Annotated in this window: 13 protein-coding genes and 2 pseudogenes; 9 read left to right on the forward strand and 6 right to left on the reverse strand. The window is 67.1% G+C overall.

Translation table 11 applies throughout. From position 1 onward, the window contains the following. Nucleotides 1-151 precede the first annotated feature (151 nt). Nucleotides 152-1363 (forward strand): D-mannonate dehydratase ManD, encoded by a 1212-nt coding sequence (gene manD, locus AC07NI_RS16905; protein WP_494621175.1) that lies wholly within the window; start codon nt 152-154, stop codon nt 1361-1363. Between the two features lie 12 nt (nt 1364-1375). Beyond that, nucleotides 1376-3229, forward strand: a complete 1854-nt coding sequence (locus AC07NI_RS16910; RefSeq protein ID WP_494621177.1) for a hypothetical protein — start codon at nt 1376-1378, stop codon at nt 3227-3229. A gap of 15 nt (nt 3230-3244) precedes the next feature. On the opposite strand, the pseudogene AC07NI_RS16915 reads toward AC07NI_RS16910, so the two are convergent. Continuing rightward, nucleotides 3245-3358 (reverse strand): annotated as a pseudogene (locus AC07NI_RS16915) (hypothetical protein); the annotation flags it as partial. 291 nt (nt 3359-3649) lie between these two features. Between AC07NI_RS16915 and AC07NI_RS16920 the strand changes: the two are divergent. The 6 genes and pseudogenes from AC07NI_RS16920 to AC07NI_RS16945 all read left to right on the forward strand — a co-directional run. After that, nucleotides 3650-3907, forward strand: a complete 258-nt coding sequence (locus tag AC07NI_RS16920; RefSeq protein ID WP_494621179.1) for a hypothetical protein — start codon at nt 3650-3652, stop codon at nt 3905-3907. A 33-nt stretch (nt 3908-3940) separates the two neighbouring features. After that, the gene (locus AC07NI_RS16925; RefSeq protein WP_494621181.1) at nt 3941-4456 is read left to right on the forward strand and encodes a low affinity iron permease family protein; all 516 of its coding nucleotides are present in this window, start codon (nt 3941-3943) and stop codon (nt 4454-4456) included. 137 nt (nt 4457-4593) lie between these two features. Next, a complete protein-coding gene (locus AC07NI_RS16930) occupies nt 4594-5823 on the forward strand; it encodes an MFS transporter (RefSeq protein WP_494622254.1) in 1230 nt (409 codons plus the stop codon). Then, nucleotides 5820-7469 carry a glycoside hydrolase family 43 protein gene (locus AC07NI_RS16935; RefSeq protein ID WP_494621183.1) on the forward strand — a complete coding sequence of 550 codons (1650 nt, stop codon included), beginning with the start codon at nt 5820-5822 and terminating at the stop codon, nt 7467-7469. The genes AC07NI_RS16930 and AC07NI_RS16935 overlap by 4 nt, the downstream gene beginning before the upstream one ends. 54 nt (nt 7470-7523) lie before the next feature. Further along, on the forward strand, nt 7524-8411 hold the full coding sequence (locus tag AC07NI_RS16940) for a TauD/TfdA dioxygenase family protein (RefSeq protein WP_494621185.1): 888 nt from the start codon (nt 7524-7526) through the stop codon (nt 8409-8411). Continuing rightward, a pseudogene (locus AC07NI_RS16945) lies at nt 8410-8572 on the forward strand (hypothetical protein); the annotation flags it as partial. The gene AC07NI_RS16940 and the pseudogene AC07NI_RS16945, both read left to right, overlap by 2 nt. On the opposite strand, the gene AC07NI_RS16950 reads toward AC07NI_RS16945, so the two are convergent. Beyond that, nucleotides 8523-8891 carry a response regulator gene (locus AC07NI_RS16950; RefSeq protein ID WP_494621187.1) on the reverse strand — a complete coding sequence of 123 codons (369 nt, stop codon included), beginning with the start codon at nt 8889-8891 and terminating at the stop codon, nt 8523-8525. The pseudogene AC07NI_RS16945 and the gene AC07NI_RS16950 sit on opposite strands and share 50 nt — an antisense overlap. 118 nt (nt 8892-9009) lie before the next feature. Next, nucleotides 9010-9633 (reverse strand): response regulator transcription factor, encoded by a 624-nt coding sequence (locus AC07NI_RS16955; RefSeq protein ID WP_494621189.1) that lies wholly within the window; start codon nt 9631-9633, stop codon nt 9010-9012. A gap of 64 nt (nt 9634-9697) precedes the next feature. Between AC07NI_RS16955 and AC07NI_RS16960 the strand changes: the two genes are divergently transcribed. Continuing rightward, nucleotides 9698-11269, forward strand: coding sequence for a sensor histidine kinase (locus tag AC07NI_RS16960; RefSeq protein WP_494621191.1), 1572 nt, complete (start codon nt 9698-9700; stop codon nt 11267-11269). Here AC07NI_RS16960 and AC07NI_RS16965 read toward each other — a convergent pair. From AC07NI_RS16965 to AC07NI_RS16975, 3 genes are all read right to left on the reverse strand, one after another. Then, nucleotides 11266-11400 carry a hypothetical protein gene (locus AC07NI_RS16965; RefSeq protein ID WP_494621193.1) on the reverse strand — a complete coding sequence of 45 codons (135 nt, stop codon included), beginning with the start codon at nt 11398-11400 and terminating at the stop codon, nt 11266-11268. The genes AC07NI_RS16960 and AC07NI_RS16965 overlap by 4 nt on opposite strands. A gap of 294 nt (nt 11401-11694) precedes the next feature. Further along, entirely contained in the window at nt 11695-12288 is a 594-nt protein-coding gene (locus AC07NI_RS16970; protein ID WP_494621195.1) for a helix-turn-helix domain-containing protein, read from the reverse strand. Between the two features lie 185 nt (nt 12289-12473). Further along, nucleotides 12474-14375 (reverse strand): glycoside hydrolase family 2 protein, encoded by a 1902-nt coding sequence (locus AC07NI_RS16975; protein ID WP_494621197.1) that lies wholly within the window; start codon nt 14373-14375, stop codon nt 12474-12476.

The raw sequence follows: 14375 nt of genomic DNA on the forward strand, positions 1-14375 counted from the left end.
GCTGCGTCGGGGTCGCAGCACCCTATTGTATGACCGATCCGGGCGCTACAGCGCTCCGTTCGACGAAGTGGCAAGGCCACTAGCTTCTTGTCGGATAAGTCGCTAGAAGTGGTCAGGCCACTTTACGGCCGCGCTTAGCTACTCCAGGTCCATGCTGAAGATCATCGACGCCAAGGTCATCGTCACCTGCCCCGGTCGCAACTTCGTGACGCTCAAGATCACGACCGAGGACGGGGTCACCGGCGTCGGCGACGCCACCCTGAACGGGCGCGAACTGTCGGTGGTCAGCTTCCTGCAGGATCACATGATCCCCAGCCTGATCGGCCGCGACGCCCATCAGATCGAGGACATCTGGCAGTTCTTCTATCGCGGCTCGTACTGGCGCGGCGGCCCGGTGGCCATGACCGCCCTGGCCGCCGTCGACATGGCGCTGTGGGACATCAAGGGCAAGGTCGCGGGCCTGCCCGTGTATCAGCTGCTGGGCGGCGCGTGCCGCACGGGCGTCACCGTCTACGGCCACGCCAATGGCGAGACGATCGACGACACCATCGCCGAGGCGGTGAAGTACAAGGCCATGGGCTACAAGGCCATCCGCCTGCAGACGGGCGTGCCGGGCTTGAACAGCACCTACGGCGTCTCCGGCGACAAGATGTTCTACGAGCCGGCCGACGGCAACTTGCCGACCGAGAACCTGTGGTCGACCGCGGCCTATCTAAAGCACGTGCCGCAGCTATTCGAGAAGGCGCGTGAGGTGCTGGGCTGGGACGTGCACCTGCTGCACGACGTCCATCACCGCCTGACCCCGATCGAGGCCGCGCGCCTGGGCAAGGACCTGGAACCCTATCGCCTGTTCTGGCTGGAGGACTCGGTCCCGGCCGAGAACCAGGCCGGTTTCCGGATCATCCGCCAGCACACCACGACGCCGCTGGCCGTCGGCGAGATCTTCGCCCACGTCTGGGACGCCAAGCAGCTGATCGAAGAGCAGCTGATCGACTATCTGCGCGCCACCGTGCTGCACGCCGGCGGGATCAGCAATCTGAAGAAGATCGCCGCCTTCGCCGACCTGCACCACGTCAAGACCGGCTGCCACGGCGCCACCGACCTGTCGCCGATCACCATGGCCGCGGCCCTGCACTTCGACATGTCGATCCCGAACTTCGGCCTGCAGGAGTATATGCGCCACACGCCGGAAACCGACGCGGTCTTCCCGCACGCCTACACCTTCAGCGACGGCCTGCTGCACCCGGGCGACAAGCCGGGCCTGGGCGTCGACATCGACGAGGAACTGGCCGGCAAGTACGAATACAAGCGCGCCTACCTGCCGGTGAACCGTCTGCAAGACGGGACGATGTTCAACTGGTAAGGCCACTTAAGCGTGCGCAAGCTTCTCCTGCTGACGGCGGCGGCCCTGGCGGTCGCCGCGCCCGCCTTCGCCGCTGACCAGAGCCCGCGCGGCCCGCTCTATGCGGGCGTGGTCGCGCCGATGAACCAGACGGTGGAGAAGCGCCTGCTGCCGCAGACCGCGGTGCTGCTGGAGAAGTTGCTGGCCGAGAAGCGCGACATGACCCTGGACGGGGTCAAGGTGTTCGAGGCCGACGACAAGTTCCTGCCCGGCAAGATCGCCATCGGCCTGGCCTATCTGATCGTCGACACCCCACGCACGGACCCGAAGTTCCAGCGCTACCTGGCTGCCTATCGCCAGGTCGCCGACCTGACCGTCGATGACCCTAACGACACCTGGGGCATCTACTACTATTGCCAGGCGATCCACATGCTGAAGGACGCCGGCCTGCTGGACCAGGCGATCGCGCCGGCGACGCTGGAGAAGCTGAAGGCCAAGCTGGACTGGCGCCGCTTCGTCCGCACCGACGATCTGACGCTGATCAACCTGCCCAACAACTATTACGGCGTGGCCTTCAGCGTGGCGCGGCTGCGCTATCGCCTCGGCTGGGAGGACGCCTCGGCCAGCGAGGCCCTGCTAGGCAAGACGCTGGACCACTATCGCAAATATTCGGGCGAATACGGCTTCGCCGACGAGACCGATGGCGACGGGCGCTTCGACCGCTACTCGGTGCTGCTGATCGGCGAGATCAGCCATCGCCTGATCGAGGCCGGCATGCCCGCCACGCCGGAGGTGCGCCAATGGCTGCGCCGTTCGGTCGATCTGATGCTGCCGCGCCTGAACCCGCGCGGCGAGGGCTTCGAATACGGCCGTAGCATCGGGACCTATGGCGAGACGGCCTTCCTGGAGGTGCTGACCGCCGCGGCCAAGCTGGACGTGCTGACGCCGCAAGAGAAGACCATGGCCTACGCGTTCAGCTCGCGCGTCGCGGCCCGCTACATGGACTTCTGGTTCGATCCCAAGATGGGCTCGGTGAATATGTGGGAGCATGGCCGCCGGACCGACGCCTATCGCGGCAAGCACCGGATCCTGGGCGAGAACCTCAGCCTGGGCCGGCAATACATCTACACCAGCGCGATCTGGAACGAGCTGGGCTTCAAGGACAAGGCGCCGGACCCGGGCTTCAACGCCTGGCTGGACAAGCTGCCCAAGCGGACGGTGACCTGGTTCGCGCGTGGCCAGAACGACCGGCTGGTGGTGACCCTGCGGGATCGCGGCCGCGTGATCTCGCTGCCTATCATCAACGGCGGCGAAAGCCAGCATATGAACACGCCGTACTATCCCGTGCCGTTCTCGCCGGGGATGTTGCAAGGCGTGGCCGACGGGGTGTTCCCGCAGCTCTTGCCGCGCATCACCCTGGCCGACGGCGCGCAGTTGGCCCCGCTGGCCTACGCCGCCCACGTCAAGGTGGGCGGGCAGGGCGCGCGGACGACCGTGACCTACGACCAGGACCGGTTGGACCGCCTGGGCCAGAAGGCCCCGGTCGCCGACGACCGCTTCAGCGTCAAGACGACCTATGTGCTGGAGCCTGGTCGCATCCGCCGCACGGACGTGTTCACGCCCAAGCCGGGTGTGTCGGTGAGAGCCGTGGACCTGGCCTTCGCCAGCTTCTCGGGCAAGGCGGTGACCAAAGGCGGGATGACGACGTTCGGGACCGGCGACGTCACCGGCCTCAAGGTCGAGGGGCTGACCTGCTCGACCCGCGCCCTGGCGGACGAGAAAGCCTATCGCAGCCCCACTGGCGCGATGACGGCTCTCACCAGCTGCACCGGCGCCGCCGGCGTGAGCGGGCCGATCACGGTCAGCTGGACGCTGACCTACAAGTAACTCCCCCCATTTCTTGTCATCCCGGAAGCCTCGTAGAGGCTGTCCGGGACCCAGGGGTAACCGCACTGCGCCGACCCCTGGGTCCCGGCTCTCCGCTGCGCTGCGGCCGGGATGACAAGCTATGTTGATGGCGACTAGCGCATCTCCGCGCCTCGATTGCAGATAAAGGATCAATTATACGATCGCCAATGCATCTCGAATGCTTCGTATTCATGATGTATTTCGATGGTTTATAGCGCTCACGCGCATGTGAATGTCGAGTTTACGACTAACATTTATTGCTTCTGTTGGCTGTATTTGTTCGCGCTCCCCAAATCGGGGTGTTAAGCTCTGGCAATCATCGGCACGGCCTTCTCGAGCGCTGGTGACTGAGAGACGAAGCCTCGGCTTCACTCCCGCTCGAAAGGCAGGAGTTGTGTCATGCCTACCTACCTCTTCTACCCGCGACGCGCCGATGGCGTGTCCCTGACCTTCATCGCCAACACCGCCGAGGACGATGTCGACGCCTTGGAACTGGCGGCCGAGGTCGCTCAGGCGCACGACTGCGTCGGGGTGTTCGTCTGGGAGCCGGCCGCCGCCGCGGATGGCAAGGACCGCTTCGTCGGTGAGGTCGAACGGCGCGGGGCCGAGGTCCTGTATCAGCCGATGCCGCAGCGCGGAGCTTCCGCAGCGGTCTAAGCGTTACCGGAGCGATCTTAAGGAGGTCGCCCCGTGGACAAGCTGTTCGCCAAATTCGCCAATGTCACGGCCAAGGCCACCGGCAGCCCGCCCGCCTTCCTGATCTGCGTCGCCTTCGTGCTGCTGTGGGCGGTGACGGGGCCGATCTTCAAGTTCTCCGAGACCTGGCAGCTGGTGATCAACACCGGCACGACGATCATCACCTTCCTGATGGTGTTCCTGATCCAGAACACCCAGAACCGCGACGGCCTGGCCTTGCAGACCAAGCTGGACGAGCTGATCCGCGCGACCACGGCCGCCGAGGACGAGTTCATCGGCATCGAGAAGCTGACCGACAAGGAGCTCGAGGCCATGCACGCTCACTGCAAGGCGCGGGCGGACAAGCACATGCGGATCTTCCAGCAGATGGCCGCCGAGAAGGACGCCCGCGCCAAGTCTCGCGCCAAGGGCAAGGCGGCTGCCAAGAAAGCCCCCTCCGCCACCGCCCGCGCGACCAGCCGCGCCAAGGCCCTGGCCGCCGGCCACCCGCTGCCCAAGAAGGCCGGATGATATCAGACCACGACAGGGTGGACGTCAGACCTTATCGACGATAGCGGTAACACCGAACGGGCTAGAGTGACGGTCCGACCGGGGAGTATCCTTTGCCAAAGCTAAAAGCCCTGCGCTGGTGGATCATCGGCCTGGTCATGCTGGGCGCGATCGTCAACTACCTGACGCGCTCGACCATGGGCATCGCGGCCCCGACGGTGCTGAAGGACCTCGGCATCTCGGTGAAGGAATATTCCTGGATCACCAGCGCCTTCCAGCTGGGGATCATGATGCAGCCGGTCTGCGGCTACGTGCTCGACACCCTGGGCCTGCGCACCGGTTTCGCGGTGTTCGCCGCCGCCTGGTCGCTGATCGCCATGGCCCACGGCCTGGTCCACAGCTGGCAAGGCTTCGCCTTCCTGCGTGGCTTCCTGGGGTTGGCCGAGGGCTCGGCCCAGCCGGCCGGCATGAAGACCGTGGCGCTGTGGTTCCCGGCCAAGGAACGCGGCTTCGCCGGCGGCATGTTCAATATCGGCGCCTCGATCGGCTCGGTGCTGGCGCCGCCGCTGGTGGTCTGGGCCGTGCTGGCCTGGAACTGGCGGGCGGCCTTCGTGCTGACCGGCGCGTTCGGCCTGATCTGGGTGGTGCTGTGGCTGTTCTTCTACCGCTCGCCCGAGCAGCACCCGTCGATGACCGACGAGGAGCGTACGCTGATCGCCGCCGGCCAGGAGGCGCATCTGACCGCGACGGGCAAGCGGCCGTCGATCATCTCGATCCTCAAGCAGGGCCAGTTCTGGGGCATCGCCCTGCCGCGTTTCCTGGCTGACCCGACCTGGGGGACGCTGTCGTTCTGGGTGCCGCTGTACCTGACCCAGACGCGCGGCTTCGACCTCAAGCAGATCGCGCTGTTCGCCTGGATGCCGTTCGTCGCGGCCGACCTCGGCTGCCTGGCCGGACCCGTCATCGCCCACTTCCTGCAGAAGCGTGGCGTGTCGCTGATCAACGCTCGCCGCATCGCCTTCACCCTGGGCGCGGTGCTGATGACCGGCATGATCTTCGTCGGCAAGGTCGAGAGCGCCTATGCCGCCATCGCCCTGCTGTGCCTGGGCGGTTTCGCCCACCAGACCCTGTCGGTGACCGTCATCACCATGGCCTCGGACCTCTTCCCTCGTAACGAGGTCGCCACCGTGGCGGGTCTGGCCGGCATGATGGGCAACCTCGGTTTGCTGATCTTCTCGCTGATGATCGGCGGGCTGGTGACGACGATCGGCTATGACCCGTTCTTCGTGGCCCTGGGCGTGCTGGACATCGCCGGGGCTGTTCTGCTGTGGACGCTCGTGAAGGACCGCGCAGCGCCCCCCATGTCTCCTGAAGCGGCTAAAGTATGAGCGTGATTTCCAACCCCATCCTGCGCGGCTTCAATCCCGACCCGTCGATCGTGCGGGTGGGCGAGGACTACTACGTCGCCACCTCGACCTTCGAGTGGTTCCCGGGCGTGCAGATCCACCATTCGCGCGACCTGAAGAACTGGCGCCTGCTGGGCCGGCCGTTGAACCGTCCGAGCCAGCTGAACATGCTGGGCGATCCCGACAGCTGCGGCGTCTGGGCCCCGTGCCTGACCCATGCCGACGGCAAGTTCTGGCTGATCTTCACGGACGTGAAGCGCTATGGCCGCACCACGGTGGGCGGGGCCTCGGGCGCGTCCTTGCGCGACTTCCACAACTACCTGGTCACCGCTGACGGCATCGACGGGCCGTGGTCTGACCCGATCTACCTGAACAGCTCCGGCTTCGACCCGTCGCTGTTCCATGACGACGACGGCCGCAAGTGGCTGGTCAACCAGCTGTGGGACCACCGGCCGGGCAAGAACCGCTTCGCCGGCATCGTGCTGCAGGAATATTCGTCGAACCAGCAGCGCCTGGTCGGCCAGCGCAAGGTGATCTTCGACGGCACGCCGATCGGCCTGACCGAGGCCCCGCACCTCTACAAGCGCGACGGCTGGTATTATCTGGTCACCGCCGAGGGCGGCACCGGCTGGGGCCACGCCATGACCATGGCCCGCTCGCGCGACATCGACGGGCCATACGAGCTACACCCCGACACCTACGTCCTGACCTCGCGCGACCGCCCGCACGCAGCGCTGCAACGCGCCGGCCACGCCGACTTGGTCGAGACCGCCGACGGCGAGACCTATGCGGTCTATCTGTGCGGTCGCCCGCTGCCCAATCGCGGCCGCTGCCCGCTGGGCCGCGAGACGGCGATCCAGAAGCTGGTCTGGGGCGAGGACGGCTGGCCGCGCACTATCGACGGCTCGGGCGACCCGACGCTGGAGACCCCCGCGCCGGACCTGCCCGAGCAGACCTGGCCCGTCGCGCCCGTGCGCGCGGACTTCGATGGCTCCGAGCTGCCGATCGACTTCCAGTGGCTGCGTTCGCCCTATCCGGAGGAGCTGTTCAGCCTGACCGCCAAGCCGGGCTCCTTGCGCCTCTATGGCCGCGAGAGCCTGGGCAGCGTCTTCCGCCAGGCCCTGGTCGCCCGCCGCCAGCAGGCCCAGTGCTACTCGGCCGCCACGGTGCTGGACTTCGAGCCCGAGCACTTCCAGCAGGCCGCGGGCCTGGTCTGCTACTACAACGGCTCCAAGCTGCACTATCTGCACGTCAGCCACGACGACGCGATCGGCAAGCACCTGCGGGTGATGAGCTGCAATCCCGATAGCCCGCAGTCCGACAGCTTCACCGCTGAAATCCCGCTGGCCGCCGGTCCCGTCGAGCTGCGCGTCGAGGTCGATTTCGAGCGCCTGCGGTTCGGCTACCGGCAAGGGCAGGGGCAGGGGCAGGGGCAGGGGGTCTGGACCTGGCTGCCGGAGGTGTTCGACGCCTCGATCCTGTCGGACGAAGCCACCGCTCCCGGGGCGCCCAATTTCACCGGCGCCTTCGTCGGCATGGCCTGTCAGGACATTGCCGGCACCGCCGCGCCGGCCGACTTCGATTGGTTCGACTACGAGGAACGAGCGTACCGCTCCCAGAAATTGTGAATTGAGTGATCGGCGTTCAGTCGTAGGGTCGTGAAAAGCCCTCGGGAGGACGCCATGAACGCCCCGGTTTCGATTTCCGAACAAGACGCCGTCGACTATGCCGGCCTGACCGTCACCCCCGCCGGCACGGTGCTGGGGGCCGAGATCTCGGGCCTCGATCTTGGCGAAGCGCTCAAGCCCGAGATCGTCGCGGCGATCCGCGCGGCCCTGCTGCGCCACAAGGTGGTGTGGTTCCGCGACCAGGACATCAGCCACGAGGCCCACGTCCGCTTCGGCCGCTATTTCGGCGACCTGGAGGGGCATCCCGTGACCGCCCATGTGCCGGGCTTCCCGGAGATCCTGCACATCGAGGCCGCCGACGGCATGAAGCTGCGCGAGGAGATCGTCCCGATCGTCCGCGCCGCCAACAAGTGGCACACCGACGTCACCTTCCGCGAGGCGCCGTCGATGGGCGGGGTGCTGCGCATGCGGCACATGCCGCCGCTGGGCGGCGACACCCTGTTCGCCGACACCGCCGCGATCTATGCCGACCTGCCGCAGAAGCTGAAGGACCAGCTCGAAACCCTGACGGCCGAGCACGACATTATCCAAAGCTACGGCTACCGGGTCGATGAGGCCAAGCGCCAGGAACTGCGCGCGGCCTATCCGCCGATGATCCACCCGGTGGTCCGCACCCATCCGGAGACCGGCGACAAGCACCTGTTCGTCAACAAGGTCTTCACCACCCGGATCCTGGGTCTGCCCGAGGACGAGGCCAAGGCGCTGCTGGCTGACCTGCTGGACCGCGTGAAGTCGCCCGAATACCAGGTCCGCTTCCGCTGGACCCCGAACGCGATCGTGTTCTGGGACAACCGTGCGACCCAGCACTACGCGATCCTGGACTACTGGCCCCAGGAGCGGATCGTCGAGCGCGTGACGATCAAGGGCGAGAAGCCGTTTTAGGCGCGGTACGTCCTTCGAGGCTCGCCTTCGGCTCACACCTCAGGATGAGGACTTTTTGTTGAATCCCTCATCCTGAGGCGCCCGCGCAGCGGGCCTCGAAGGACGCACGGCCTAACCGATCAGCGCCCGGTTCAGGCAATCGATCAGCGCCTCGCCGGTGAACGGCTTGGGCAGGAAGCACATCACGCCCGCCTTTTCCGCACGCGCCCTCTGGGTGTCGTCGGCGAAGGCGGTGATCAGGATCACCGGTGTGTTGTCACTGGCCGCGACCATGGCTTCCTTCATCTCGACGCCGGTCATGCCGGGCATCTGGACGTCGCTGATCACGCAGTCGGCCTGACCCCGCGCGTCCGAGGCCATGAAGGCGGTGGCGCTGTCGAAGGCCTGGACGCGATGGCCCAGCGACCGCAGCAACCCCTCCAGTGAAACGCGGACCGAGGAGTCGTCATCGACGACGCAGATCAGGGGGGAGGGGGACAAAAGCGGGTTCCTCGAACGCGCGACAGTGGGTCGCGTCATGAAAGTGCCCGATAACCGCTTCGGCTGGAATTATACGGAGGTTTGTGTCGCTTTGCGTCACGATCCTTCAAGACGGCAATCAGGCCGGGTCTTCGGGCCGTAGCTTGAGCGTCTCGGCCATGCGGACCAGATCGGCCAGGCTCTTGGCCTCCATCTTCCGCATCAGGTTCCCGCGATGGATTTTCACGGTGATCTCGGACAGGCCCAGCTGGTGGGCGGCCTGCTTGTTCATCAGGCCGCTGGCGACCAGGGCCATGACCTGCTTCTCACGCTGGCTCAGCGTCTCGTAGAGGGCGCGCAGGTCGTCGAGGCCGCCTTGCTCGGCGCGGGAGGCCGCATCGCGCTCCAGGGCCGCGGCGACAGCGTCCAGCATGTCCTGGTCGCGGAAGGGCTTCGTTAGAAAGTCCACGGCCCCGGCCTTCATGCCGCGCACGCTCATCGGGATGTCGCCGTGGCCGGTCATCAGCACGATCGGCATGCGGATGTCGGCGGCGGCCAGCTTCTCCTGGAAATCGAGGCCGGAGAGGCCGGGCAGGCGCACGTCCAGCACCAGGCAGCCGGCTTGGTGGGCATGGCCCGAGGCCAGGAACTCCTGGGCGTTGCCGAACGCCTTGGTCTCCAGCCCGACCGAACGGAACAGGCTGCCCAGCGCTTCGCGCAGGGCGCTGTCGTCGTCGACGATATGGACCGTTTGGCTGACCATGGTTCCGTTAGCTGGACCAGACGCGCGGCCTCGTCAATAAAGGCGACTGGAGATTGAGGGCCGCATGATCACCGAAGATGACGAGCGTCGCCGCCAGGACCTGGCCGAGATGCTGGACGCGGCGCACGACGCCATCTTCGTCAGCGATCTTGAGGGGCGGATCACCTTCTGGAATCGCGGCGCGTCGGCGCTGTACGGCCATGCGCGCGAGGACGCGGTTGGCAAGGATCCCGACGCCCTGCTGGCCACCCGCTATCCGGCCGAGATCGCGGACATCAAGGCCCAGCTGATCGAGACCGGCCACTGGGAGGGCGAGCTGACCCGGACCACCGGCGCGGGCGAGACCGTGGTCGTCGACGGTCGCTGGACCCTGCGTCGCGATGAGGCCGGCACGCCGATCGAGGTGCTGGAGACCGGCCGCGACGTCACCGACGCGCGCCAGGCGGCCCTGGCGCTGAAATACAGCGAGTACCGCTACAGCAACGTCTTCCGCGCCATGGCGGTGTCGTTCTGGGAGCTGGACTTCAACGGCCTGGGCGAGGTGCTGGCCGACCTGCAGGCCAAGGGCATGACCGACGTCCGCGCCTATGTCGCCGAGCACCCCGAGGTCGTCCGGCGGATGATCGAGGTCTCGAAGGTGGTCGACGTCAACGACAAGTCCGTGGCCCTGTTCGGGGCCTCGCGCGAGGACCTGCTGGGCTCGGTGTCGCGCTTCTGGCCCCGGGCCAGCGAGTGGGTGTTCGCCGAGAGCGTGTTCGCGGCCCTGGAGCGCCGCCACAGCTACGAGGCCGAGGCGCGGTTTTGCAAGGCCGACGGCAGCGAGTTCGACGCCCTGTTCACCACCTGCTACCCGCGTGATGGGGTCAAGCGCGGCACGGTGCTGGTCGGCATCGTCGACATCAGCGACCGGATGGCGGCGCAGGACGCCCTGCGCAAGGCCGAGGCCGATTTGGCCCACGCCGCCCGGGTCTCGACCCTGGGCGAGCTGACCGCCTCGATCGCCCACGAGGTCAACCAGCCCCTGGCCGCCATCGTCACCAACGGCGAGGCTGGGCTGCGCTGGATCAACCGCGCCGAGCCCGACCTGGAGGAGGCCCGCGCCGCCATGGGCCGGATGATCGTCGAGGGCCAGCGCGCCTCGGACATCATCAGCCGCATCCGGGCCCTGGCCTCGAACAAGGACCCGCAGCGCGCGCCGGTGGCGCTGAACGCGGCAATCGACGACGCGGCGCTGCTGCTGAAGCGCGAACTGGCCGCCCATGACGTGCGGCTGATCCTGGCCCTGTCGCCTGACGTCGGCGAGGTCAGCGGCGACCGGGTGCAGTTGCAGCAGGTGGTCATCAACCTGGCCATGAACGGCATCCAGGCGATGGGCGGGGGCGCGGTGCGCGACCTCACCCTGTCCACGCGGCGCGAGGGCGAGGCGGTGGTGCTTGAGGTGGCGGACACCGGTCCGGGCGTGGAAGCTGAGGACGCGCAGGTCCTGTTCAAGGCCTTCCACTCGACCAAGGCGAGCGGGATGGGCATGGGCCTGTCGATCTGCAAGTCGATCGTCGAGGCCCATGGCGGAAGCATCGCCGTGGAGACCGCGCCGAGCGGCGGGGCCCTGTTCCGAGTGGTCCTGCCGACGGCCTAGAGGGCCGAGACCGCCAGGCGGACGCCTTCGATGATCACCGCCCAGAGCGCCAGCGTCATCGCCACGGGCGCGAGCCGGCGCAGCACGAAGGCGCGGGGCTTGAGCGTGACGGGGACGGCGATGGCGCGCATATCGGATCTTCCTCTGCAAATGCTCTATGCAAACGTTTTCACAAACAAGCAAATGACAACCGACTGGAGATTGCACGCTTGAACATGAATGGGAGCAGACCCGAGACGGGGCCCAACGCTGACCTTTAAATGAAGCCGGCTGGTCTCGCTCTGGGCGGGGCCAGCCGGCTCTTGAAAGGTGTCGGACGCGGTGGGGTGCGCCGAGTTCTGGAAGCTTCGTCGAGTCCCCAACGCAAAGCAATGCTTTAGGTTCCCGTGCTTGTGCGACAAACGCGCACAGTCGCCTTTCAGGCGTCAAATCAAGGCGTAGTGGGCCCGGCGCCAGGCTAGGGGCGTCGCGCCGGCCAGCTTGCGGAAGGTGCGCGAGAAGTGGGCCTGGTCGGCGAAACCGCACAGATAGGCGATCTGGCTGAGCGGTTCGGCGCTCTTCAGCATCATCGCCTTGGCGGTTTCGACTCGGCGACGCATGACGTGGCCGTGCGGGGTGTCGCCGAAGGTCTGCTTGAAGGCGCGGCTGAAGTGGCCGGCGCTGAGGGTGACCAGCTGGGCCAGGTACGACACCGGGATGGTTTCGCCCAGATTGGCGTCGATGTGGGCGCTGACCCGCTTGGCTTGCCAGGGGGCCAGGCCGCCCAGGCTGGCCCCGCGAGCCTGGCCCTGGGTCATGTCTCCGGTTTGGGCCGCCTCGGCGATCATCGCGCTGGCCTTGGCCAGCAGGGCGCGGGCGGTGTCCAGGTCGTCGCCCATCGAGAGCTCGGCGCGGGCCAGGATGTCCTTCAGGTCCGGGGCGAACGAGCGGACCTCGTCCTCCAGGACCTGGCCGGCGACGACGCCGTCGAAGCGGGTGGAGGCGGTGTCGAAGGCGCGGGCGGCGGGTTGGTAGGACATGGCGTCGATCTCCGTTGTGCCCCTGGGGAGAGGGCTCCGTGTTTCGACGATCAGTGTTCTCCATCCCCGGATCGGGGACCATTCAACCAAGGCTTGGCGGGGACCTGCGTTGGTCTGTCGCACCTATACCTGAGTATGGTTAGCGGTACCGGCGGGGGCTCGGGCGGCCCCCGCCGGACGTGGCCCTACTTCTGGGCGGCTTCCTTTTGCTTGTAGAAGCCCTGCAGCACGAAGAACGCGGGCTTGCGCCGCCCGGTCGGCGAGACCAGGCCCTTGCGGTTCCAGCCCTGCTGATAGATCGGGTGCTGGCGGCGCGGGGCGCGGAAGTCCTTGAGGATCCAGGGCGACATGCCGGCCAGGGTCGGGGCCTTGGCGGCCATGGCCAGGGTCTTCTCGTAGTACTTCTTCTGGAAGTCCTCGGAGAACTTGCGCATCAGCACCGGGTCGCTGAAGCCCGACAGGGCGTCGGCGCCGAACTCCGAGAACACCATCGGCTTGTCGGTGGCCTTCCACGTCATGGCCGGCAGGCTGTCGAGCGTGTCGTCGCTGTACCAGCCGTTGTAGGTGTTGGCCGCCAGCACATCCAGCTTGTCGGCCAGCGGATCGTTCAGGCCCATCTCGACCACGCCGTTGTTGGTCTTGCGCGCCGTCAGCAGGGCGGCGGTGACCAGACGGCTATCGTCCAGGGCGCGGACGTCGTCGACCAGCTGGTAGAGGAAGGTGTTGCGCGGATCGGTGATCGGCGTCTCGTTGGCCACGCTCCACATGATGATCGAGGCGCGGTTGCGGTCGCGGCGGATGTTGTCGGCCAGCATGCCGCGCGCCAGCTTCAGGGTGCGCGGGTTGCCGAAGTCGACCAGCCAGTAGACGGGGATCTCGGACCAGACCAGCAGGCCCATCTCGTCGGCGACGCGGGTGGTGATCTCGCTGTGCGGATAGTGGGCCAGGCGCACGAAGTTGCCGTGCAGGCCGTCCTTAACCTCGGCCAGGAGGGCGCGGGCCCCGGCCTCGGTGATGGTGCGGGCGGGGTTCTCGCCGAACTCCTCCTCGTGGATCGAGATGCCGCGCAGGAAGATCGGCTTGCCGTTCAGCAGGATCTGGCTGCCCTTCGTCTCGATGGTGCGGAAGCCGACACGGTCGGTCAGCCTGTCCTCGCCGGTCTGGACGACGACGTCATAGAGCTTGGGCTTCTCGGGCGACCAGCGGACCAGGCCCTTGGGCGCGGCGGCCGAGGCGTTGAGCACGCCCTGCGCATCTGTCTTGCCGGTGACGTCCAGGCCCAGCTCGGCGACGCGGACATGGACATCCTGGTTGGCGGCCTGCGCGCCGTCCAGCTTCACGGTGGCGGCGATCTTGCCGTCCTTGGTCAGGCGCACCCAGGCCTGGTCGACGAAGGTGCCCGGCGTGATCACCAGCCGCATCGGGCGGGTGATGCCGCCATAGTTCTCCCAGTCGGTGACCGGCGGCGGCACGCCGTCGGCCTGGGGCGTGGAATCGACGCCGACCGTGACTTGGTTGTTGCTGGCCCGCAGGACGTCGGTGACCTCCATCGAGAACGGCGTGAAGCCGCCCTCGTGCTCGCCGACCGCCTTGCCGTTGAGGAAGACCTTGGCGGTGTAGTTGACCGCCTCGAAGCGCAGGAAGGCGCGCTGGCCAGGCTTCAGGGCCGGGGCGTCGAAGCGGCGCTCGTACCACATCAGGCCCTGGTAGTAGCGCAGGCTCGGATCGTGCCCGACCCAGCCTTGCGGCAGCGTCGCCGTGGGGCTGCGGTCCATGTCGTATTCGTAGAGGGCGTTGGGCTTGGCCTTGGTCACCGCGTCGACATCGACGTCGTCATAGCGGCGGTGGCCCTCGCCGGGCGCGCCGCGGTGGAAGCCGGCCAGGCCGTCACGGTACGGGTCGACCGAATAGCGCCAAGTCCCCGAGAGGTCCTGGCCGTCGCGGTTGTCGGCTCGGGTCAGGGTGGGAGACGAGGCCTGCGCCGCCATCGGCGCCGCCAGCATCAGGGCGCACATCGCGCCCGCCAAAGCCTTCAATCCCATCGCGTCCTCCACCAGCCATTCGGCCTGTCGCAGAGGTTGAAGCAC

Source organism: Caulobacter sp. GW821-FHT10E02, assembly GCF_059415225.1.

Excerpts from the sequence above, each read along its gene's own strand:
- AC07NI_RS16965 (WP_494621193.1), bottom strand. The coding sequence starts at position 11,400 with ATGCGCGCCATCGCCGTCCCCGTCACGCTCAAGCCCCGCGCCTTCGTG.
- AC07NI_RS16955 (WP_494621189.1), bottom strand. The coding sequence starts at position 9,633 with ATGGTCAGCCAAACGGTCCATATCGTCGACGACGACAGCGCCCTGCGC.
- AC07NI_RS16930 (WP_494622254.1), top strand. The coding sequence starts at position 4,594 with ATGCTGGGCGCGATCGTCAACTACCTGACGCGCTCGACCATGGGCATC.
- AC07NI_RS16960 (WP_494621191.1), top strand. The coding sequence starts at position 9,698 with ATGATCACCGAAGATGACGAGCGTCGCCGCCAGGACCTGGCCGAGATG.
- AC07NI_RS16970 (WP_494621195.1), bottom strand. The coding sequence starts at position 12,288 with ATGTCCTACCAACCCGCCGCCCGCGCCTTCGACACCGCCTCCACCCGC.
- AC07NI_RS16920 (WP_494621179.1), top strand. The coding sequence starts at position 3,650 with ATGCCTACCTACCTCTTCTACCCGCGACGCGCCGATGGCGTGTCCCTG.
- AC07NI_RS16935 (WP_494621183.1), top strand. The coding sequence starts at position 5,820 with ATGAGCGTGATTTCCAACCCCATCCTGCGCGGCTTCAATCCCGACCCG.
- manD (WP_494621175.1), top strand. The coding sequence starts at position 152 with ATGCTGAAGATCATCGACGCCAAGGTCATCGTCACCTGCCCCGGTCGC.
- AC07NI_RS16940 (WP_494621185.1), top strand. The coding sequence starts at position 7,524 with ATGAACGCCCCGGTTTCGATTTCCGAACAAGACGCCGTCGACTATGCC.